The following is a 20,904-nucleotide window of genomic DNA, read 5'->3' on the forward strand; positions in this document are numbered from 1 at the left end:
GAGCTGTCCGGCCCGGTGCCCGGCGGGGTGTCCCGTGGGGGCCTTTGTTCAGCCAACGGTCTTCACCTCCGATCCGCTCTGGTGTTCACTTGTCCCATGAGAGCCATCTGGAAGGGCGCGATCGCATTCGGGCTGGTCAACGTGCCAGTGAAGGTCTACAGCGCCACCGAGGACCACGACATCAGCCTGCATCAGGTCCACAACGCCGACGGCGGACGGATCCGCTACCAGCGCCGCTGCGAGGTCTGCAGCAAGATCATCGACTACGAGGACATCGAGAAGGCGTACGAGGACGACGGCCGCACCGTGATGCTGACCCGGGAGGAACTGAAGTCGATCCCGGCAGAAAACAGCCACGAGATCGACGTCGTGCAGTTCGTGCCCGCGGACCAGCTGGATCCCATCATGTTCGAGAAGAGCTACTACCTGGAACCGGACTCCAAGTCGCCCAAGGCCTACATGCTGCTGCGCCGGGCCCTGGAAGATACGGACCGTGTGGCGATCGTCCAGTTCGCGCTGCGTGAGAAGACCAGGCTGGGCGCGCTGCGGATCCGCGGTGACATCCTGATGCTCCAGTCCCTGCTGTGGGCCGACGAGGTCCGCGAAGCCAGCTTCCCGGCCCTGGAAACCACGATCCGTATCTCGGCCCAGGAGCGCGAAATGTCCGCCGCCCTGGTGGATTCGATGGCCGCGGATTTCGAACCCGAACAGTTCACCGATGACTACCAGGTCCAGTTGCGCCAGCTTATCGACGCGAAGCTGGAGAAGGGCGAGTCCCTGGACACCGAAGAGACCTTCGGTGCCGCCGCGGCCGAGGCCGGCACCGGTGAAGTGATCGACCTGATGGAGGCCCTCAAGCGGAGCCTCGAAAAGAAGCGCGGGGCCGGGGCGGCCGAGGGTGACGGGGCGAAGGCCGGGGCCGCCAAGCCGGCTGCCAAGGCGCCTACCCGGAAGACAGCCGCCACCAAGGCTGCCGGGGCCGATGCGGCCGATGACGCGCCCGGAGCAGGCGGCGCCGAAGGGGATAGCGCCGGTGAGGGGAAAGCCGCCGCGGGTAAGGCGGCGCGGTCCGGGAAGGCAGCCCCCAAAACCGCAGCCGCCAAGTCCACTGCCTCCAAAACTGCCGCGGCCAAACCCGTTGCGTCTAAGACGACGGCGGCGCGGGCGCGCAAGGGCGCCTGAGGCCGGGGGCAGGGACGCCTCGGCCATCGGGGTCAGGAGTTCCGCAATGCGGAGATGAGCTCGCTCTTCTTCTTGGCCGAGTAGCCCTTGAGGCCGATCTCTTTGGCGCGTGCCTTCAGCTGCGGAACCGTCCAGTCCTCGTAGTCTCCGGCTTTCCCGCCCTTGTGGCCCACGGCCGAGCGGCCGCGCTTGGCGGCTGCATTGGAGATCCGGGCGGCCTTCTGCTTCGAGGCGCCGTCGTCGAGCAGCTTCTCGTAAAGTTCGGGATCCTTGATGCTGGGGCTTTCGGAGCCGCGGGGTTCATCCTTTTTCGTAGGCAATGCTGTCTCCTTTGACCGGAATCCAGGCCGGCGACCCGCGGACGGGCCGCCGCGGATTCCAAACTAGCGGCCCCGTGAGACCCTGACAAGCATTTACTAAGCTCCCTTACAAAGGTGCCGGACCCCGGACCTCCCGCGCTCGGCGGCGGACATGACGCCCGGAAAACCGAAGGCCCGGCCGCCCCACGTCTGAACTGCTCAGTCGGGGGCGGCCGGGCCGTCGCGCTTCCGGTGCTTCCGGCTCAGCGCCGGAAGGCGGGACTATTCGGCGTCGTGGTCCGTCTCAAGAATCTGCACGAGGCGGTCCAGGGCGGCGTCGGCGCCTTCACCGTCGGCACGCAACACCACAACTTCGCCGTGCGATGCGCCCAGGCTCATCAAAGACAGGATGCTGGCGGCGTCCATGGCCTCGTCCTCCGGCTCGCCCAGGCGGGCGATCGTGATCTCGAGGTGGTCGAATTCGCCGGCAGCCTCGGCGAAGATGGCGGCCGGACGGGCGTGCAGCCCCACGCGGCTGGCAATGGTGGCGTTACGTTCGGTCATTTCTGCTCCTTGAAGTCAGCTTGGGTGTTTATCAGCTGTGAATATCTGCTTGGAAAGTCGTCTGGCTCAGGCGGCTACGGGAACCGATTCCACCGTATCAACCGGCTTCTTGACTGCCCAGCGCTTGAGTCCGATCACGGTGAAGGCGCTCACGACCGTGCCGGCCGCGATCGCGACGACGAACATCAGGAAGTTATCGATCGCGAAGAAGACGAAGATTCCGCCGTGCGGGGCCTTCGATCCCACTCCCGCTGCCATCGAGATGGCACCGGTCACGGCACCGCCGAGCATGGAGGCGGGGATGACGCGGAACGGGTCGGCGGCGGCGAACGGGATGGCGCCTTCTGAGATGAACGAGGCTCCCAGCAGCCAGGCGGCCTTGCCGTTTTCAAATTCCGCGAGGCTGAAGAGCTTCCTGTTCAGGACGGTCGCGGCCAGGGCCATGGCCAGCGGCGGGACCATTCCGGAGGCCATGACGGCGGCCATGATCTGGTAGGGCGCCTGGTTGGTCAGGGATGCGGCGCCCAGGCCGGCGACGGCGAAGGAGTAGGCAACCTTGTTGACCGGACCGCCGAGGTCGAAGCACATCATTAGGCCCAGGATGACGCCCAGGGCGATGGCGCTGGCGCCGGTCAGTCCGGACAGGAAGTTGTTCAGCCCGGTGGTGACCGCCGCGACGTAGCGGCCCAGGAACAAGAAGAGCAGGCCGGACGCGGCGATTGACGCGACGAGCGGGATGATGACCACCGGCATCAGGCCGCGCAGCCAGCGGGCCACGTGGAGCCTGCCGATCGCATGCGCCACATAACCCGCGATCAGGCCGCCCACGATGCCGCCAAGGAAGCCGGCGCCCATGAAAACGGCAACGGCGCCCGAAACGAAGCCCGGGGCGATGCCCGGCCGGTCAGCGATGCCGTAGGCGATGTAGCCGGCCAGGGCAGGCACGAGGAAGCCCAGTGACAAGGCGCCGATCTTGAAGAACACAGCACCGAGGAACGCGCCCAGCGGTCCCCATGCCAGTTCCGGATACACGGTGGGCAGGTTGAAGAGGCTGTTGTCCGCCAGGATCTTGTCCGCGTAGGCGGTGATGTTGTAGCCGCCTAGCAGGAAGCCGAGGGCGATCAGCAGACCGCCGCCTGCCACGAACGGGATCATGTAGCTGACGCCCGTGAGCAGCGCCTTCTTCAGTTTCGTGCCGAGGTGTTCGCTCTTCTCCTCGGCCGCCAGTTCGGCCTGCTCCTCGCCGAAGTGGGGGACACGGTGGGCGTTCGGGTTGTCTGCGGCGGCGAGTGCCTCTGCGACCATCTTGTCCGGCTCGTCGATGCCGCGCTTAACCGGAGCATTGATCACCGGTTTGCCGGCGAAGCGCTCCTTGCCGCGCACATCCACGTCGACGGCGAAGATGACGGCATCGGCGGCGGCGATCACGGCGGGGTCGAGCGCCTTGGCGCCCGAGGACCCCTGGGTTTCAACCTGCAGGTCCACGCCGACTTCCTTGGCCGCGGCGACGAGGGAGTCGGCGGCCATGTAGGTGTGCGCGATGCCGGTGGGGCACGCGGTGACGGCGACGAGGCGCTTGGGCCCCTTGGCCTTCGCGGCGGCGCCTTCCCCGGCGTCGGCGGCTGCGCTTGTGCCCGCAACGGCGCCTGCGCCTGCGCCTGCTGCGGCGGCGGCCGGCGCGGCAGCAGCGTGGGGTGACGGCTTGTCCGCGAGGGCGGCCTCAACGAGCTCGACGATCTCCGCCTGGGAGGTCGCGGCGCGCAGGCTGGCCGTGAAGTCCTTCTTGATCAGGGACCGGGCCAGCTTCGACAGCAGCTTCAGGTGGTCCTGGTCTGCACCCTCAGGGGCGGCGATGAAGAAGATCAGGTCAGCGGGGCCGTCCTTGGCGCCGAAGTCCACCGGCTGGGACAGCCGTGCCATGGCCAGCGTCGGTTCCGTCACCGCCGTCGAACGGCAGTGCGGGATCGCGATGCCGCCCGGCACACCGGTGGCGGTCTTGGACTCGCGGGCGAAGGCGTCGGCGAAGAGGCCTTCAACCTCGGTGGCGCGGCCGTTGGCGGCAACCCTGCCTGCCAGATGCCGGATCACGTCCTCGGGCGTGCTGCCCAGATTCTGGTCGAGCTCGACCAGTTCGTTAGTAATGAGCTGTGTCACTGTCAATCCTTCTTCAGGGCCGTGATGGTTACGGCATCAGGGGTGGTTTGGTTGACTGCCGGGACAGTGGAGCCAGGCAGGGAAGCGGCGGCGGCACCATGGGCCACCGCCTGACGGAGGCAATCAACCGGGGCGGCGCCCTGGCTGGAGGCGAGCAGATAGCCGGCCAGCGAGGAATCGCCGGCGCCGACAGTGCTGACCGCGGTGACCGGCGGATGCGTGGCCAGCCACGCGCCGTCGGCCGTCACAAGAACGGCGCCCTTGGACCCCAAGGTGGCCAGTACGGCACCCACTCCGGAGCGCACGACGGCGGAGGCTGCTGCTGCTGCTGCCTCCGGGTCCGCTTCGAGCTCCTCGGCGGTTTTGTTCGTGGTGAAGCCGGCTGCCGCAGCCAGTTCCGCCAGTTCCTCGGCGTTGGGTTTCAGGAGGTCCGGCTTTCCCGAGGCGTCGCCGGAGACCGCTGCGGCGAGGGGTTCGCCGGAGGAGTCGACGGCGACGCGGGGTGCGGCCTCGCCGTCGAACATTGAACGCAGCCGCCGGGTGACGGTCGCGTAGAAGTCGGCCGGAACTCCGGGTGGGAGAGAGCCGGCCAGGACCACCCAGGCGGCACCGCGGGCGCGGTCCAGGAGCAGGCTGATCAGGGCCTCCTGCTGGTCCGCGCTCAGGACCGGTCCGGGTTCGTTGATTTTGGTGGTGACGCCGCCGGGCTCGGTGAGGGCCACGTTGCTGCGCAGCGGCTCGCCGATCGGAAGGGCCGCGAAGGGAACGTCCGTGTCCCGCAGCCCGGTGAGGACGGGGTCGGCCTCGGCGCCCGGGAGGACCGCGACGGTCTTCAGTCCCGAAGCGACGAGGGCGCGGGAAACGTTGACGCCCTTGCCGCCGGATTCCTGGCGGACGGAGACAGCCCGCTGGACTTCCCCGCGGAGGAGGGGGCCCGGCAGGGCCACGGTGCGGTCCAGGCTGGGGTTGGCGGTGAGGGTGACAATCACGCGACCACCACCTCGACTCCGGCTTCCGCAAGGGCGTCGGCGAGTTCCCGGCTAGGTTGCTTGTCTGTGATCACGGTGTCCAGATCTTTCAACGAGGCGAACTGGACCAGCGTCTCCGCGTCCAGCTTGGAGGAATCAGCCAGCACCACGATGCGGCGCGCTGATTGGACGAAGGCCGCTTTGACGGCGGCTTCTTCAGGATCGGGCGTGCTCAGCCCGAAGGCTGCATGGATGCCGTTGGTGCCGATGAAGGCGATGTCCGGACGGATCCGGCGTGCGGCCTCCACAGTGGACTGGCCGACTGCGGCCTGGGTCAGCCCGCGGACTTTGCCGCCGAGCAGATGCAGGGCGATGCCGGGTTCGCCGGACAGCCGGGAGGCGATGGGCAGGGAATGGGTGATGACGACGAGTTCGGCGTCGGAGGCCGGGAGGTTTCCCGTCGCTGCGGCTCCGGCGGCCCGGGCAGACAGGAGTTCGGCCAGGGCTTCGGTGGTGGAGCCGGCGTCGATCAGGATGCTGCCGGTGAGGGCCTGGGGGATGAGGGCCAGGGCGGCTTCGGCGATCCGGGTCTTCTCGGGCTGCCGCTGGACGGTCCGCTCCAGGATGCTTTCTTCCGTGGTGCTGATCCGGTCCGGGGAGACCGCCCCGCCGTGCACCCGGCGGACGCTGCCGGCGGCTTCCAGGGCGGCGAGATCCCGGCGGATGGTTTCGGTAGTGATGCTGAAACGCTCGGCCAGGTCCGTGACACTGGCCCGCCCGCTGGCGTAGATGAGCCCCACGATCAGCTGCTGGCGTTCTTCGGCGAACACTTACCCTCCATTGCGTACTGCGTCTGTCCTGGTCCTGTGCCTTCCGAGACTCCCGTGACTCCCATCACATGAAGTGGAATTGTTTGACTTTATCTTTGTTCATGTTGGTTTGTCAATGAAAACCAACATGAACGCAGAAGGGGTGTGGAGGGGGGGCCAGGGGGCGGTGGTGGCGGGTGGGGGGATGGGGATGCCCGGGTGCGGGTGCGGGTGAGGTTGGTGTTGGGGAGATGGGGGTGTCCGGGTGCGGGTGGGGTTGGTGTTGGGGAGATGGGGATGTCCGGGTGCGGGTGGGGTTGGTGCTGGAGAGGCGCGGATACCCGGGTGGAGTTGGAGCCGGGGAGATAGGGCGGACGGGTGCCTGGGTGGTGGGTGCCGGGATCGTTGATGCGGGTAGGGGTGGGCTCGGGCGTCACGGCGGGCAGTGGCTCTGGAGGGGTGCGAATGCCGGCCTGGGGAACATGCTCATTTTTGGAGCCGTTCCCCGTGGGGCATGCTCAGTCTTCGGCGCGAGGGGTGGGCATATAGGGAATATGTCCGCTGGTTGGCGGCGCGGCTGAGCATGCCCAGTCGCGGAATGGGGTCAAAAGGGGCATGTCCAGTCTTTGAGCGAGGCGAAGGGGGCATGTCCAGTCTTTGAGCGAGGCGAAGGGGACATGTCCAGCCTCCGGGTGGGTCAAGGAGAAGTCTGGGGCGTGTTCCGTCCTCGGGCTGAGGTCAGGAAGGAGCATGTCCGGTCCTTGGGCGGGTTGAGGGGATGTCCGGTATTTCGCCGGGGTGCCCGTGTCGCATCGGGGAATTGGAAATCCCGGGTCCTTGGATGGCCGGGGTTGGGGCATGCTCATTTTTAGAGCCGTTCCCCGTGGGGCATGCTCAATCTTTGACTCGAGGAGTGGGCATATTGGGAATATGTCCGTTGGTTGGATGTGGGGTTGAGCATGCCCAGCCCCGGAGTGGGGCCGAAAGGAGCATGTCCCTGGCCTGTGGATGGCGTGGGGCATGTCCAGGCTCCGGGCGGGTCAAGGAGAAGTCTGGGGCGTGTTCCGTCCTCGGGGGAGGAGTATCAGTGGGACATGTCCAGTCCTTGGCGACGGCGCAGGAGGCGCTCGTGGGGCATGTCCATTGGCGGCGCGGGTCGGGGCCGGGCGGGATGGCGGAAGCCGGGCCAGGCCTCGGGGTCCGGCCCGGCTTCCGGGTCATTGGGTTCCGCGCCGCGAAGGGCGTGCGCGGTGATCAGATGCCGGCGTCGCGGCTTTCATTGCGGGTGATGGTCTCGCCCGTGTTCGGGTCCACAACCGTGCGGCTTTCGCTCACCCGGCGGGTGCGGCCGCGTCCGGGGGCGGCGAGGACCAGGGAGGCGATCAGCCCGATAACGCCCACCACCATCAGGATGTAGCCGATCATCGTCAGGTCGACATTGGGGATCAGGCCAGGGGTGACGGCCCAGGCGAGGATGGCGCCGATGGCGATGAGGAGGATTGCGGAACCGATTCTCATAACGTGCTCCTTGAGGTCCTTGGGGCTGCTCAATGATGCTAAGCATGCTGTCTAGCGTCACGCTACAGCCCCTCACCTGCGGTTTCAATGAATCACCGTTCGCCCCGCCGGGAAATTTTCTGCGCCCGTACCTTCAGGTCGGCCGCGGCGAAAAGCTGAAGGCCCGGCGCGGGTGCCGGCGACTCCGGCGCTCGTGCAGGGAGTCGACGGTACGGGGCGGGCGCTGGATAGGCTGGCCCCATGGAGACGGTTGTCTGGTCAAAACCCGAACAAGAGCGCCCCGGCACGCCGCTGCTGGTGATGCTGCACGGCTACGGCACGGACGAGACGCGCATGTCCAAGCTGTTCGGTTCCCTGCCGCCGGAGTTCAGCTGCGCCGCGTTGCGCGGGCCCAAAGACATCGGAGACCACTACGGATGGTTCCTGCTGGATTACTTCCTCACCCATGACTTTGCCGACGTTATTGCCTCCACGAACGCGGTGTTCACCTGGATCGAGTCGGTCAAGGCCAAACACAGCAGCGTCAGCCTCCTCGGGTTTTCGCAGGGAATGGCCATGGCCAGCACACTCCTTCGGCTCCGGCCCGAGCAGTTCCGCGCGGTGGTCGGGCTCTCCGGGTTCGTGCTGGAGAACGAGCTGCTCGCCATGAGCGAATCCTTCACCTTCCCGCCGCCGTTCTTCTGGGGCCGAGACCGGGACGACGTGGTCATCAACGACGCCGCCACCGAACACACCGAGGAATGGCTGCACCGGAACACCCAGCTCACGGCCCGGACCTACCCGGGGATGGGCCACTCGATATCGAAAGCCGAACTCGCGGACGTCAGCGTCTTCCTGCGCCACTACGTCCTGCGTTGACACTTGGCCGGCGCGCCGCCAACGGTGCCGCGGGCCACACCGCGGACCCACCCCGGGCACGCCGGATCTTCCACTTGCATGCCAAATTTGTAAGCGTTTACAATCGACCTCGGCCATCTATACCGGGCCCACTACTTCAGGGGGAAGAAAGGGCTGAGCCCGTGCCGCAGGCCAAGATCACGCGCGTGACCATCCAGGACGTCGCCGCGCTCTCCGGACTCTCCATCTGCACTGTGTCCCGCGCCCTCCGCCAGCTGCCCAACGTCTCGGAACAAGCCCAGGCCCGGGTCAACGACGCGGCGGCCAAGCTCGGCTACAAAGCCTCGTCCGCGGCCTCCCGCCTTGCCGGCGGCAGCACCGGCTCAGTCGCCATCATCGCCCCCACCGCCACGGCGTGGTTCTTCGCCCAGGCGGTGGAGGCGGCCGAGGAAGTGTTCGCCGACGCCGGCTACGACACGGTCCTGATCAGCCTCCGCAACCGGCAGAGCGTGCACCGGAAGCTCTTTGACGACCTCGAGGGACTGTCGCAGCGCGTGGACGGGGTACTCCTGCTCAACGTCGCCCTCAGCGAGACCGAAATGGCCGGGCTCGCCGCATCCGGACTGGCCGTGGCAAGTGTCGGCATGCACGGGGTGCCGTGGGACAACGTAGGCATCGACAACGAGGCGGCAGCGCGCGCGGCAACGAACCACCTGCTGGAACTGGGCCACTGGGACCTCGCCATCCTCGCCGGGAACGAGACCGGGACCCCGTCCCTCGTAACCGCGGCCGAGCGGCGCCGGGGCTTCGAACTCGCCCTGGCGGAGCACGATCTCACCGTCGACCCGGACCTGGTGCTCGACGCCGGCTCCAGCATCGAAGGCGGCCGGCTGGCCATGATGGAGCTGGCAGAAAACCGCAGAATGCCCTCCGCAATCTTCGCCGGCTGCGACGAAACAGCCTTCGGAGCGCTCATGGCCCTGCGGGAGCTCGGTTTGTCAGCACCGAAAAACGTGTCCATCATAGGAATAGACGATCATCAGATGAGCTGGTTCCTGGGGCTGACCACCATCGCCCAGCCTGTGGCCGACCAAGGCGCCTTCGCCGCCAACCTGCTGATTGAAAGACTCCACCGCTCCGGCCTGCCGAACCCGCCGTTCGCGGGTCCGCCGTCGGACCATGTGCTGGACACGAAACTCGTGGAGCGCAAGAGCACGCGCCGGCGCCGGTGAGACAGGCGGCACCACGCGCCCGTGCCCGGCGGCGCAGCGCAACAGGAGCAGCGCACCTATACCAGCGCAGCCCCGACATAAACAGCACACACCCCGGCCGCCGTCGTGCGCCTGTACACCGGTTGAACCGGCTGAGCCGGCCGACCCAACCCCGCCCCGAACCTAACCGACCTGCCCCGCCTGAAAGGACTTTGACCCGTGATTGCAGTTCCTGACACCTCCGGCCTCGCCGGCGCGCTCTCCGGCGCCTCCGCCATCCTCTTCGACCTCGACGGCGTGCTGACGCCCACCGCCGTGGTGCACGAGCGCGCTTGGCAGGAACTCTTCGACGGCTTCCTGTCCACCGTCCCCGGCGCCGCGCCCTACCGTGAGAGCGACTACTTCGACCACATCGACGGCAAGCCGCGGTTCGACGGCGTCCGGGACTTCCTCGCCTCACGCGGCATTGTGCTGGAGGAAGGGCCGCTGGACGATGACCCCGCCCACAACACCGTCCACGGCCTCGGCAACCGCAAGAACAAGGTGTTCAACGACATCGTCGAGGCCGGCGGCGTCCAGCCGTACGAAGGCTCGCTCCGCCTTGTTGAAACTGCGCTGGCCCGCGGGCTCAAGCTCGCGGTGGTCTCGTCCTCCCGCAATGCTCCGGCGGTGCTCAAGGCCGCCGGGCTGTCGGACTACTTCCCGGTGGTGGTCGACGGCGTCGTCGCCGTCACTGAGGGCCTGCCCGGCAAACCCAGCCCGGCCACGTACGAATACGCGGCAAGCCTCCTGGGCGTGCCCAGCCAGGACTGCGTGGTGGTCGAAGACGCCGTCTCCGGCGTCCAGGCCGGTAATGCGGGGTCCTTCCGGTCCGTGATCGGCGTTGACCGCGGAGCGGGCCGGCAGACGCTGCTGGAGGCCGGCGCCACGGTAGTGGTCAACGACCTCGCCGAGCTGCTCTAGCCAGCGCCCAACCCGCCCCGCAATCCAGCCCGTTCACGCCCTTCGAAGGAACCCATAGACCATGGCCCTCATCACCTCCGACCGCGCCCGGTTCCCCAACGACCCCTGGCAGCTGGTCGAGACCGTCCACCTTCCCGGCAACGCCGGAACCCTGGAGACCCTGTTCAGCCTCGGCAACGGGCACTTGGGGATCCGCGGCGCGCACTGGGCCGCCGCTGACGCCGAACTTCCCGGCAGCTTCATCAACGGGTTCCACGAGACCTGGGACATCAAACACGCGGAGAACGCCTACGGCTTCGCCCGCACGGGACAGCGGATCCTCTACGTCCCCGACGCCAACAACTTCACCGTGATCATCGACGGCGAACCGCTGACGCTCGAGGAATCGACCGTGCTGGACTACCGCCGCTCGGTGGACTTCGCCACGGGTGTCTACGAGTGCCGGATCACGTGGCAGTGCCGCTCCGGCGCCACCGTGACAACCACCGAACGCCGGGCGGTCGGCTACGAATCCCGCGGCGCGCTCGGCATTTCCCTGGAAGTCGCGGCGGACCGCGACGTCTACGCGGACGTCACCTCCTCCGTCATCAACCGCCAGGACCAACCGGTGGAGGACCACTCCGCCCACGATCCCCGGCGCGCGGGCCGGCACGCCGGGCGAGTGCTGCTGCCGGTGAGGCTCGACGGCGGCGACGGCTCCCTGCGCCTGTCCTGGGAGGCCGCCGAATCCAAGCAGCGGCTCGGGATGGCGGTGGACCATTGGACCTCGGCCGGGGTGCAGCCGTTCGACACCCACGTGGACCAGGACGACAGCAGCGTCCGCTACGTGCTCGCCGTCAGCGCCGGCCAGCCGTTCGTGCTCGAAAAAAGCGTCAGCTACGCCGTGGGCCAGGCCGCCGAGGACCTCGCAGACAGCGCCGAAGCCGGCCTCAAGCCGGTCGCCGAGATCTTCGCGCAGAGCGAAGCCCACTACAGCGCGTACTGGAAGACCAGCGACATCGTCGTGTCCGGCCAGCCCGAACTGCAGCAGGGCATCCGCTGGAACCTGTTCCAGCTGGCGCAGGCCACGGCCTGCGCCGATGTGGCCGGAATCCCTGCCAAGGGGGTGTCCGGCTCCGGCTATGACGGCCACTACTTCTGGGACCAGGAGGTGTACCTGCTGCCGTACCTGACCTACACGAGCCCGGGCAACGCCCGCCAGGTCCTGGAGTTCCGCCACGACCTCCTGCCCGAGGCCAAGATCCGGGCCAAGGAGCTCAGCGTCGACGGCGCCCTGTTCCCGTGGCGGACCATCAACGGGCTGGAGGCCAGTGCCTACTACGCGGCCGGCACGGCCCAGTTCCACATCGCCGCCGCGATCGCGTTCGCCACGAACCGGTACATCTGGGCCAGCGGGGACGCCGAATTCCAGGACACGCTCGGCGCCGACCTGCTGATTGAGACGGCCCGGATGTGGGTGTCTCTGGGCTTCTTCGGCAAGGACGGGCTCTTCCACATCCACGGTGTCACCGGCCCGGACGAGTACACCGCAGTGGTCAACGACAACCTCTACACCAATGTCATGGCCCGGTTTAACCTCCGTGCCGCCGCCGGCCTGAACCACCCCGCCGTGGGCGAGGCGGAACGCCAGCTCTGGGAGCAGGCCGCGAACCGCATGCACATGCCCTACGACGAGGACCTCCAGGTCCACTCGCAGGACAACGACTTCATGACCCTGGAACCCTGGGACTGGACCACGCCCCGGTCCAAGTACCCGCTGCTGCTGAACTTCCACCCGCTCGTGATCTACCGGCACCAGGTCCTGAAGCAGGCCGACACGGTGCTGGCCATGTTCCTGCAGTGGCAGGACTTCACGCCCGAGGAAAAGCGCCGCGCCTTTGACTTCTACGACCCCATCACCACCGGCGACTCCACCCTGTCCGCCTGCGTCCAGGGCATCATGGCCGCCGAGGTCGGCTACGGCCAGGCCGCGCTGGACCACTTCACGCACGCCCTGTTCATCGACCTCGACGACACCCACGGCAACACGATCGACGGCGTGCACATCGCCTCCACCGGCGGGGTGTGGAGCTCGCTGGTCAGCGGCTTCGCCGGGCTGCGGGACCAGGGCGCCGTGCCGTACTTCGACCCGCGCCTGCCGGCCGGATGGGACGGGCTCGACTTCCACCTGAAAATCCAAGGCCGGCTCCTGCACGTCGGGCTGGAACAGGGATCCATCAGCCTGACCGTCCGCGAAGGCGCCCCGCTGGAGGTCGACGTGCGCGGGGAACTGCTGACGGTCGACGCCGGTCCGGTGCGGGTTCCGCTGGCCCCGGTGGCAACACCGGAGCCCACCATCTTCCCCAGCGGACTCCCGACGGCGTCGATCCCGGTGGTGCGCCCGGGCATCTGAACCGCTGCTATGTTCCGACGAGGCCGTCGCTGAACGGCTCCTCCGCGCCGCCGGCGAGGGGATGGGCGAGCTCGTCGGCCGGCATCCGGGCGGCGATCATCGCGACGACCGCCATCACCGGGCACACGGTCCCGGCCACGAGGAAGATCAGCCACAGCGGCAGCACCTCGGCGGCCGGGCCGGCCAGGGCCATGGAGACCGGCATGAGGGCGAGCGACACAAAGAAGTCCAGGCTGGAGACGCGGCCAAGCAGGTGCGGCGGCACGCGGCGCTGCAGCAGGGTCCCCCAGATCACCATGCCCACCCCGCCGGTGGCGCCGAAGACGAACAATGCTGCCGCCACGGCCCAGAAGCTGTCCATGAAGCCGACGGCGGCGAGCGGCACGCTGCCGGCGCCCCAGCACACCATCATGACGGTCAGGTACCGGCGCGGGAGCGGAAACGACGCCGTCGCCAGTGAGGCCGCGGCGCCGCCGGCGCCCATGATGGCCAGCAGGAAGCCGAACATGCGTGCGTCCCCGCCCAGCTGGTCCCGGACCACGAACGGGACCAGGACCTCGATAGGGCCAATCAGGAACAGCACGGAAATGCACGCCCACAACAGGGTCCAGAGCAGCCAGGGCGTGCGGACCGTGTAGCCGACGCCTTCCCGGAGATCGTGCAGCACGGAGGTCCCGGCGCGCGCCGGGGTGGAGGAGTTGTCCCCGGCACTCCCGGCAGCAGCAGCGGCCGCCGCGCCGTCCGATGAAACGGGCACGGGCTGGCGGCGGAGGAAGTTCAGGATGCAGAAGGCCAACAGGTGGCAGGCCGCAACGCCGGTGACGGCGTACGCGGGGGATAGGGACGCGACCAGGACACCCGCGACGGCGGGACCGGCGGCCTGCTGCAGCAGCGGCCGCATGGTCCCCTCCAGCCCGTTGGCCGCCAGGAGGTCCTCGGCCGGCAGGATCCGCGGCAGGATGGCGGAGTAGGCGGGAAAGAAGAACGCGGCCCCGACGCCCAGCACGAACGCCCCGACGGCAAGGTGCCAAAGCTGCAGCAACCCCGTCACCGCCAGTCCGCTGATCGTGGCAATGACGGCGAGGTTGGCGCCCTCAACCGCGATGATCAGGAGCCGCTGGGGGACACGGTCCGCGGCTATGCCGCCGACCAGCAGGAAAACCACCAGCCCGACGCTGCCGGCCGCGGCCACAAGCGAGAGCTCCAGCGGTCCGCCGCCAAGGTGGATCACTTCGTAGACCATGGCCACGGCCCACATCCCGGAGCCGAAAATGGAGATGGCCAGCGCCGCGATCAGCACGCGGTACTCCCGGTGCGCGAAGGGGCGGAGGGCTCGCAGGGCGGGCATGCGCCCAGTCTAATGGCCGGTCCGGTGGCGGCCCCCGGGCGGGACGGCGCCCGGCCGGCTGCGGTGCGCACTGAGCATGTCCGGGCCGTGCCCTAGTGTTAAGTGAACTTACTTTCCCGGTTCCGACGAGAGGCGATCATGCCCAAGCGCAGCAACCCGGCCATCAAAATTGCGCAGGAAACAGCCCACGGCGCGATGTTCGACGCCGCCGGCCGGCCCCGGCCAGGCCTCCACAACGTGCTCCTGCGCGCCGTCGAAGTCCAGCGGCCGCTTGTCCTGGCCAACATCCGCAGGCTCCAGCGACGGCACCCGGATGCCAGCGCGGCCCAGCTGGCCGCCATCATGGAACGCGACTACCTGCTGGCCGTCACCGGCGGCGGCGCGCTGGTGGGCGGGGCGGCCGTCATCCCCGGCGTCGGAACGGCAGCGGCACTCGGACTCTCAGCCGCCGCGGCCGTCGGGTTCCTCGAAGCCACCGCACTGTATTCAACGTCGCTGGCCGAACTGCACGGCGTGCGGATGGTGGATCCGGACCGGGCCAGCACCCTGGTCATGGCGATCATGCTCGGCGAGGAAGGCACCGAGCTGCTGAGCTCGCTGAGCGGACAGATCGCCGGCCGGGGCAAGGGCCCCACCCAGGCCTGGACCGCGGTCTTCACCCGCAGGGTCCCCCTTGCCGGGTTCGGCGCGGTGCGGGCGAAGATCCAGACAATGTTCCTGCGCTCCCTCATGAAGAAGCAGGGCACGGCCTGGCTGGGCCGTGCCCTGCCCCTGGGCATCGGCGCCGTCGTCGGCGGCGTCGGAAACCAGCTGATGGGCCGCGCCGTGATCGCTAACGCCAAGGAAGCCTTCGGGCCGCTGCCGGACACGATTCCCGGCGAGCTGCAGGCTCTCGCGGACACCACCGGGCCGGCCGCGCTCTACGGCACCGCGCCGGTTGATGTTCCTGGGCCGGATGATGCCCGCGGTACGCCGCCGGACGGCGGCGCCCCGAAAGCACAAGGTAAAGGCAAAGCGAAGGACGGTGGCACGTTTTGGATCTGAACGCTGACCTGGGGGACTCCTTCGGGACCTGGACCATGGGCGACGACGCCGCCATGTTCCCGCTCGTCACAAGCGCCAGCGTGGCCTGCGGGCTGCACGCCGGCGACCCGGTGACCATGCTGGACACCTGCCGGGCCGCCTACGAACTCGACGTCCGGGTGGGGGCGCACATCGGTTATCCGGACCTGGCCGGGTTCGGCCTTCGCGGGCTGGACATGACCTTCGACGACCTTTTCGGCGCGGTGCTCTATCAGCTCGGCGCACTCGACGGCGTCGCCCACGCGGTCGGCGCCTCGGTGGACTACGTCAAGATGCACGGGGCGCTCTACGACCGCACCGTGCGCGACGCCGAACAGTCGTCCGCCGTGATCGCCGCCATCCAGGCCTACGATCCCGGTCTGCCCGTCCTCGGCTTCCCGGGCTCGGCCCTGCTGGGCATCGCCAAGGAGGCCGGCCACCCCGTGTTCTCAGAAGCCTTTGCCGACCGCGCGTACCTGCCGGACGGCACGCTCGTGCCGCGCTCGCAGGACGGTGCCGTGCTGCACGACGCCGGCGAGGTCGCCCGCCGGGCGGTGCGCCTGGCGACGGCGGGTGAAGTCGAGGCGGTCGACGGCACCGTGCTCCGGGTCCAGCCGCAGTCGCTGTGCCTGCGCGGGGACACCCCCGAAGCCGTTGCCACGGCCGCCGCGGTGCGCGCGGCCTTGGCGGACGCCGGCGTCGAACTGGAGAGTTTCGCCTGATCCGCGGGTGCTAGCCGAACAGCAGGTTCGCCACGGTGAAAATGGCCAGCCCGGCCAGGGCGCCCACCACGGTGCCGTTGATCCGGATGAACTGCAGGTCCTTGCCCACCTGCAGCTCGATCTTCTGCGAGGTTTCCTCGGCGTCCCAGCGGGCCACGGTGTCGGTGATGACCCCGGCGATGTCCGAGCGGTAGGTCCTGACGAGGTAGCCCGCGGCGTCCCCGATCCAGGCGTTCACCTTGCCGGCGAGTTCCGGATCGACTACGAGCCGGGTGCCGAAGTCATGCACGGCCGCCTTGAACTTCACGCTCAGCTCGCTGTGGGGATCGTCGACGGCGGTGAGCAGCGCCGACTTGATGGTGCCCCAGGTCCGGGAGGCGAGCTCCCGGACCTCCGGGTCGCCGAGGACCTGCGCCTTGATGCCCTCGGCCCGGGCGATCATGACGGGATCGTGCTGCAGGTCCTGCGCCAGGTCCTTGAGGTACTTATCGATCGACACACGGACCTGGTGGTGCTGATCGGACTGCACCGCGCGGGTGAACTTCAGGATCTCCACGTACACCTTGTCGCCCACGAGCCCGTCCACGAACGAGGGCACCCAGGTCGGGGAGCGGTCGGTGACCAGCCGGTTGACGGTCGCCTGGTTGTCCCGTACCCAGTCCACGGCGCGGTCAACGAGCATGTCCACCAGGGCGTGGTGGTGTCCGTCGTCGAAGATCCGCTCAGCGATCCGGCCCACCGGCGGTCCCCACGGCGGCGTGAGCAGGTGCTTGCGGACCATGGACTCGATCACGGCCTGGACGTCGTCGTCGTTGAGGACCTTGAACGCGCCGCGGATGACGGCGGCGCCCTCCTTGGCGACGCGGTCCGGGCCGCCGGGGCTGGACAGCCAGGTGCCGGCCTTGCGGGCGATGTCCGCGGACGCCAGCTTCTCCTGGACCACCTGTTCGGAGAGGAAGTTGGTCTCCACGAATTCACCCAGCGAGGCGCCAATCTGGTCCTTGCGGCGCGGGATGATCGCAGTGTGCGGGATTTTGATTCCCATGGGGTACTTGAACAGGGCCGTGACGGCGAACCAGTCGGCGAGGGCACCCACCATGCCGCCTTCGGCCGCGGCACGGACGTATTCGAACCACGGGTACTGCTTTTGCAGGGCGAACGCGACGATGAAGATCACGGCCATGACGATCAGCAGCGACAACGACAGCAGCTTCATCCGGCGCAGGGCGAGGGCCTTGTCGGCATCGCTGGACGCCGCCTGCGCGCGGCCGTCCGGCCGGCCGCCGCCGGGACGAGTTGCGGCACCGGTCAGGGAAGTTGGCTCAGTGTTCACCTGCATGAGCCAAGCCTAGTCCCGCCGGGGGACCGGCCGTGGTCTAACGTGGCACCATGACCACTGTCGAGACCGCCGCCGCCCGCCCCCTGGTCTACGCCCACCGGGGTTCCAGCGAGGCGTTCGCCGAGCACACCCGGGCCGCGTACCTGCAGGCAATCGCCGACGGCGCCGACGGCGTGGAGTGCGATGTCCACCTGACCCGGGACCAGCACGTGGTCCTGCTGCACGATGCCACCTTGGACCGGACCTCGGACGGCACCGGGCAGGTCGCGGACCGGACCCTGGACGAGCTCCGGCGCCTGGATTTCTCCGCCTGGAAGGGCGCCCGGATCCCGGATGCCTACGGTGCCGGGTCCGAGCAGTTCCTGACCCTGCCGGACCTGCTGGACATCCTCCGTGCGGCGGGCCGCGGGATTGGCCTGGCGATTGAGCTCAAGCACCCCAGCCCGTTCCAGCTCGGGCTCGAGGACCGGGTCCTGGAGGTCCTGCGCAATGAGGGCTGGGACCCGCGCACCTCCATGCTGGACAACATCCGGGTGTCCTTCATGAGCTTCAGCCCCGACTCCGTAAGGCACCTGCTCGGATCGGTGCCGGGGGAGGCCGTCTGCCAGCTGGTCGACGACGTCAACGTGGCGGGTATCCGTGAGGAACTGGGCCTGGGGGCACTGACCGGAGGTGCCCTGGCCAACGTCATGAAAGCCGCCCTGGCTGAGGGCGAGCGGATCCTGGACGCGGGCGAGGCGGGCATGGCCGGCCCCGGCATCGGGTACGTCCGCGCGCATGCCGACACCGTGCAGCGCTGGCTCGGCTCGGGACGGAAGTTCCGGGTGTGGACTGTCGACGCCGACGAGGATGTCAGGCTGTGCCGGGACCTGGGGATCCACGAGATCACCACGAACGTTCCCGCCCGGGTGCTGTCCCAGCTCATGGCTGACAGCCAATCCTTGCGGTAGGCGTCCGGCGGTTTACGGCCTGCAGGGCCGCTGTGGTTGAGTGGTTGCATGCCATTTCGCTGGTCCGGCCGGGCCTCCCAGACGCTGTCCGCGGCGGCGATGAGCGCGCTGTTGTTCGCCAGCGCCGCCAAGCACTTCCGCGAGCCCGAGTATTTCCACCCGGTGGTGCCCGACATCCTCTGCCGTGACGATACCGGCGAACGGCCGAACGGCCCGCTGGCCGTCCTGTCCCGGGAGGAATGGGTGGCGGCCAGCGGCCTCCTGGAAGCAGCCGCCGCCGTCGGGCTCCTGATCCCGGCCGCCCGGCACCTCATCGCGTCGGGCCGAGCCCTGACGCGGCGGGACAGGCGGCTGTGAAACTCCTGCAGTCACCCGCGGTGCGGATCGGCCTGTCGATCAGCATTGCCACCGGGTTGTACGGCGTCTCCTTCGGCGCGCTGTCCGTGACCTCCGGCCTTGATTTCTGGCAGACCATGGCCCTGAGCCTGCTGCTGTTCAGCGGCGGCTCGCAGTTCGCCTTCATCGGCGTGGTGGCCGGCGGCGGATCCGGTGTCGCCGCGATGGGTGCCGCCACGCTGCTGGGCATGCGCAACGGGATCTACGGCATGCAGATCAACGCCCTGCTGCAGCCGCGTGGGTGGCACAGGTTCGCCGCCGCGCAGCTGACCATCGACGAGTCGACCGCCACCAGCACAGGGCAGACGGATCCCGCCGAGCAGCGGCGCGGCTTTTGGACCACCGGCATCGGCGTGTTCGTCCTCTGGAACTTGTTCACGGCCCTCGGCGCCCTGGCGGGAGGGGCGCTCGGGGACCCGAAACAGTGGGGGCTTGACGGCGCCGCCGTCGCAGCATTCCTTGGCCTGCTGTGGCCGCGGCTGAAAGGAAGGGAACCGATGGCCATCGCGGCGGTCTGCGCGCTCGCCACCGTGCTGGCCGTGCCGTATGTGCCGCCGGGAGTGCCGATCCTCGTCGCCGCCGTCGTGGCCGCCGGAATCGGCTGGTTCAGCCACGGGCGCAGCGACGAGGGCCTGGAACCCGACGTCGATCCGTACGCGGAGCATCACGCGCACGGCCGCCGCGACCACCCGGAGGAGAACCCCGGCGACCGCACCGGAGGGACCGCATGAACCTGTGGATGTGGCTGCTGCTCTCCTGCCTGCTGGCGTATGCCTGGAAGCTGCTCGGCTACCTGGTGCCCTCCAGCCTGCTCCGCAACCCGCGGATGTCCAGGATCGCCGGGACCATGACGATCGGCCTGCTGGCCTCCCTGACGGTGGTGAACGCCGTCGCCTCGGGCCAGTCGCTGGTGCTGGATGCCCGGCTGGGCGCGTTGGCCGCGGCGGGGGTCGCCCTCTGGTTCCGGGCGCCGTTCCTGGTGGTGGTGATCGCGGGAGCCGCCGCGGCCGCCGGGCTGCGGCTGCTGGGCTGGAATTGAGCCGCGGGCGGAACCTGGCCCGTGCCGACGGCACATGGGCCACCGCCCGGCTAGTTCACAGCGGCCGCGGTGGGAACGGTCTTTAGTCCCTACTTGCCGCACGGATCGCATGGGAGCATTCGAACATGACTGATCACGACGATCTGGGCGCCGAGGAGTCACGCAAGGAGCACCGCACCAAGCCGCACGAGTCGCTTGCATCCTCCGGGGCTGAGTCCACGAGGGAACTGCGCGATGTGGCCCGCCGCCGTCGTGAAGCCGAGGAGAAGCTGCAGCACCACCTTCTCGAAGCCAAGGAAAAGCCGGTCGAGGAACACCACCATCCTGCCGCCCCGGAAACCGAAGAGAAACCGGTCGGGGACTAGTGCCCGGCGCCCGGCTGTCGGAGCACCTTCAGGACCTGGTGCTGGAAAACGCCAGCGTCGACGAGTTCCTGCAGGAGCTGTCCGGCGCAATCGCAGAGTTCGGGGCCGCCGCGGCAGGCTGCGCGATGCACAGTTCGGTGCGCCTGATCCGCAACCGGCAGCCGGCCGTCCTGGCGGGCAGCGACCCCGCGGCGCTGGCGCTGGAGCAGTTCCAGGACCGCGCGGGCGGTCCCGCGTTGGCCGCCCTGGCCACCGGCCGGGCAGCCCTGCTGGGCAGCGGCACCGCGGTGGGCACCGGCGTGACGGCGGTCGGCGCCACGGGTGGCAGCCCCGAGCCGCGGCTGGACCGCTACCGGCGAACCGCCGCCCGCTGGGGCATCCGGAGCGCGCTGAGCGTGCCCGTCGCCCTGGATCAGGGCGCCGAGGCAGCCCTGACATATCTTGCCGCCGACCCGGACGCGTTCGACGGCGGCGTGGCCGCCAGTTGCGAGGCGTTTGCCGCCACGGCCGGAAAATCCATGCGCCTGGCCGTGCGCCTGGGCTCGGTCCAGGAGCTCAACGAAGACCTGCTCCAAGCCATGAAGTCGCGGACCACCATCAACCTTGCGTCCGGCATCCTCATGGCCCAGAGCCGGTGCTCGCAGGCCGAGGCGTTCGCGCTGCTCAGCAAGGTTTCGAACAACCGCAACATCAAGCTGCGGCTCGTGGCCGAGGAAATCCTGCACAAGTTCGAGTCCGGGCCCTACACCACCGACTTCGGCACCCGGGCCTGACGGCCGACCGCCG

At 68.7% G+C, this 20,904-nt stretch carries 21 protein-coding genes; 13 read left to right on the forward strand and 8 right to left on the reverse strand.

Features of this window, described 5'->3' with window-relative positions:
• Positions 1–96: 96 nt before the first annotated feature.
• Positions 97–1,182, forward strand: a complete 1,086-nt coding sequence (locus CFN17_RS08320; RefSeq protein ID WP_208750942.1) for a Ku protein — start codon at positions 97–99, stop codon at positions 1,180–1,182.
• Between the two features lie 32 nt (positions 1,183–1,214).
• Here CFN17_RS08320 and CFN17_RS08325 read toward each other — a convergent pair whose 3' ends face one another.
• The 6 genes from CFN17_RS08325 to CFN17_RS08350 all read right to left on the reverse strand — a co-directional run bounded on the left by CFN17_RS08325 (position 1,215) and on the right by CFN17_RS08350 (position 7,494).
• Positions 1,215–1,502 carry a Rho termination factor N-terminal domain-containing protein gene (locus tag CFN17_RS08325; RefSeq protein ID WP_208750943.1) on the reverse strand — a complete coding sequence of 96 codons (288 nt, stop codon included), beginning with the start codon at positions 1,500–1,502 and terminating at the stop codon, positions 1,215–1,217.
• A 261-nt stretch (positions 1,503–1,763) separates the two neighbouring features.
• Positions 1,764–2,045, reverse strand: coding sequence for an HPr family phosphocarrier protein (locus tag CFN17_RS08330; protein ID WP_208750944.1), 282 nt, complete (start codon positions 2,043–2,045; stop codon positions 1,764–1,766).
• A 66-nt stretch (positions 2,046–2,111) separates the two neighbouring features.
• Complete coding sequence (locus CFN17_RS08335) at positions 2,112–4,199, reverse strand: fructose-specific PTS transporter subunit EIIC (protein WP_208750945.1); 2,088 nt, start codon at positions 4,197–4,199, stop codon at positions 2,112–2,114.
• A gap of 2 nt (positions 4,200–4,201) precedes the next feature.
• Positions 4,202–5,188, reverse strand: coding sequence for a 1-phosphofructokinase family hexose kinase (locus tag CFN17_RS08340; protein WP_208750946.1), 987 nt, complete (start codon positions 5,186–5,188; stop codon positions 4,202–4,204).
• On the reverse strand, positions 5,185–5,997 hold the full coding sequence (locus tag CFN17_RS08345; RefSeq protein ID WP_208750947.1) for a DeoR/GlpR family DNA-binding transcription regulator: 813 nt from the start codon (positions 5,995–5,997) through the stop codon (positions 5,185–5,187). Before CFN17_RS08345 ends, CFN17_RS08340 begins: the two co-directional genes overlap by 4 nt.
• A 1,233-nt stretch (positions 5,998–7,230) precedes the next feature.
• On the reverse strand, positions 7,231–7,494 hold the full coding sequence (locus CFN17_RS08350) for a DUF6458 family protein (RefSeq protein WP_208750948.1): 264 nt from the start codon (positions 7,492–7,494) through the stop codon (positions 7,231–7,233).
• A gap of 240 nt (positions 7,495–7,734) precedes the next feature.
• On the opposite strand from CFN17_RS08350, the gene CFN17_RS08355 reads away from it, so the two are divergent.
• From CFN17_RS08355 to CFN17_RS08370, 4 genes are all read left to right on the forward strand, one after another.
• A complete protein-coding gene (locus CFN17_RS08355; protein ID WP_208750949.1) occupies positions 7,735–8,352 on the forward strand; it encodes an alpha/beta hydrolase in 618 nt (205 codons plus the stop codon).
• A 161-nt stretch (positions 8,353–8,513) separates the two neighbouring features.
• Positions 8,514–9,563 (forward strand): LacI family DNA-binding transcriptional regulator, encoded by a 1,050-nt coding sequence (locus tag CFN17_RS08360; RefSeq protein WP_208750950.1) that lies wholly within the window; start codon positions 8,514–8,516, stop codon positions 9,561–9,563.
• Between the two features lie 198 nt (positions 9,564–9,761).
• Positions 9,762–10,505 carry an HAD family phosphatase gene (locus CFN17_RS08365; protein ID WP_208750951.1) on the forward strand — a complete coding sequence of 248 codons (744 nt, stop codon included), beginning with the start codon at positions 9,762–9,764 and terminating at the stop codon, positions 10,503–10,505.
• Positions 10,506–10,566: 61 nt separating this feature from the next.
• A complete protein-coding gene (locus CFN17_RS08370) occupies positions 10,567–12,897 on the forward strand; it encodes a glycoside hydrolase family 65 protein (protein WP_208750952.1) in 2,331 nt (776 codons plus the stop codon).
• Positions 12,898–12,904: 7 nt separating this feature from the next.
• Here the strand turns inward: CFN17_RS08370 and CFN17_RS08375 are convergent, their stop codons facing one another.
• Positions 12,905–14,245 carry an MFS transporter gene (locus CFN17_RS08375; protein ID WP_208750953.1) on the reverse strand — a complete coding sequence of 447 codons (1,341 nt, stop codon included), beginning with the start codon at positions 14,243–14,245 and terminating at the stop codon, positions 12,905–12,907.
• A gap of 138 nt (positions 14,246–14,383) precedes the next feature.
• On the opposite strand from CFN17_RS08375, the gene CFN17_RS08380 reads away from it, so the two are divergent.
• Both CFN17_RS08380 and CFN17_RS08385 read left to right on the forward strand, forming a co-directional pair.
• Positions 14,384–15,289: a hypothetical protein gene (locus CFN17_RS08380; protein WP_261792417.1), complete on the forward strand. Its 906-nt coding sequence runs from the start codon at positions 14,384–14,386 to the stop codon at positions 15,287–15,289.
• Complete coding sequence (locus tag CFN17_RS08385; RefSeq protein WP_208750954.1) at positions 15,280–16,029, forward strand: 5-oxoprolinase subunit PxpA; 750 nt, start codon at positions 15,280–15,282, stop codon at positions 16,027–16,029. Before CFN17_RS08380 ends, CFN17_RS08385 begins: the two co-directional genes overlap by 10 nt.
• Before the next feature lie 10 nt (positions 16,030–16,039).
• On the opposite strand, the gene CFN17_RS08390 is transcribed toward CFN17_RS08385, so the two are convergent.
• A complete protein-coding gene (locus CFN17_RS08390; RefSeq protein ID WP_208750955.1) occupies positions 16,040–17,368 on the reverse strand; it encodes a DUF445 domain-containing protein in 1,329 nt (442 codons plus the stop codon).
• Positions 17,369–17,418: 50 nt separating this feature from the next.
• On the opposite strand from CFN17_RS08390, the gene CFN17_RS08395 reads away from it, so the two are divergent.
• The 6 genes from CFN17_RS08395 (at position 17,419) to CFN17_RS08420 (ending at position 20,891) form a co-directional block, all read left to right on the forward strand.
• The gene (locus tag CFN17_RS08395; protein WP_208750956.1) at positions 17,419–18,318 is read left to right on the forward strand and encodes a glycerophosphodiester phosphodiesterase family protein; all 900 of its coding nucleotides are present in this window, start codon (positions 17,419–17,421) and stop codon (positions 18,316–18,318) included.
• 48 nt (positions 18,319–18,366) lie between these two features.
• The gene (locus CFN17_RS08400; RefSeq protein WP_395926641.1) at positions 18,367–18,675 is read left to right on the forward strand and encodes a hypothetical protein; all 309 of its coding nucleotides are present in this window, start codon (positions 18,367–18,369) and stop codon (positions 18,673–18,675) included.
• Entirely contained in the window at positions 18,672–19,445 is a 774-nt protein-coding gene (locus CFN17_RS08405) for an AzlC family ABC transporter permease (protein ID WP_208750957.1), read from the forward strand. Before CFN17_RS08400 ends, CFN17_RS08405 begins: the two co-directional genes overlap by 4 nt.
• Positions 19,442–19,753 carry an AzlD domain-containing protein gene (locus tag CFN17_RS08410; RefSeq protein WP_208750958.1) on the forward strand — a complete coding sequence of 104 codons (312 nt, stop codon included), beginning with the start codon at positions 19,442–19,444 and terminating at the stop codon, positions 19,751–19,753. Before CFN17_RS08405 ends, CFN17_RS08410 begins: the two co-directional genes overlap by 4 nt.
• A 125-nt stretch (positions 19,754–19,878) precedes the next feature.
• Entirely contained in the window at positions 19,879–20,118 is a 240-nt protein-coding gene (locus CFN17_RS08415; RefSeq protein WP_208751617.1) for a hypothetical protein, read from the forward strand.
• A complete protein-coding gene (locus CFN17_RS08420) occupies positions 20,118–20,891 on the forward strand; it encodes an ANTAR domain-containing protein (RefSeq protein WP_208750959.1) in 774 nt (257 codons plus the stop codon). Before CFN17_RS08415 ends, CFN17_RS08420 begins: the two co-directional genes overlap by 1 nt.
• The last annotated feature ends 13 nt before the right edge of the window (positions 20,892–20,904 follow it).

The organism is Arthrobacter sp. PM3, assembly GCF_003352915.1.
Lineage (GTDB): Bacteria > Actinomycetota > Actinomycetes > Actinomycetales > Micrococcaceae > Arthrobacter.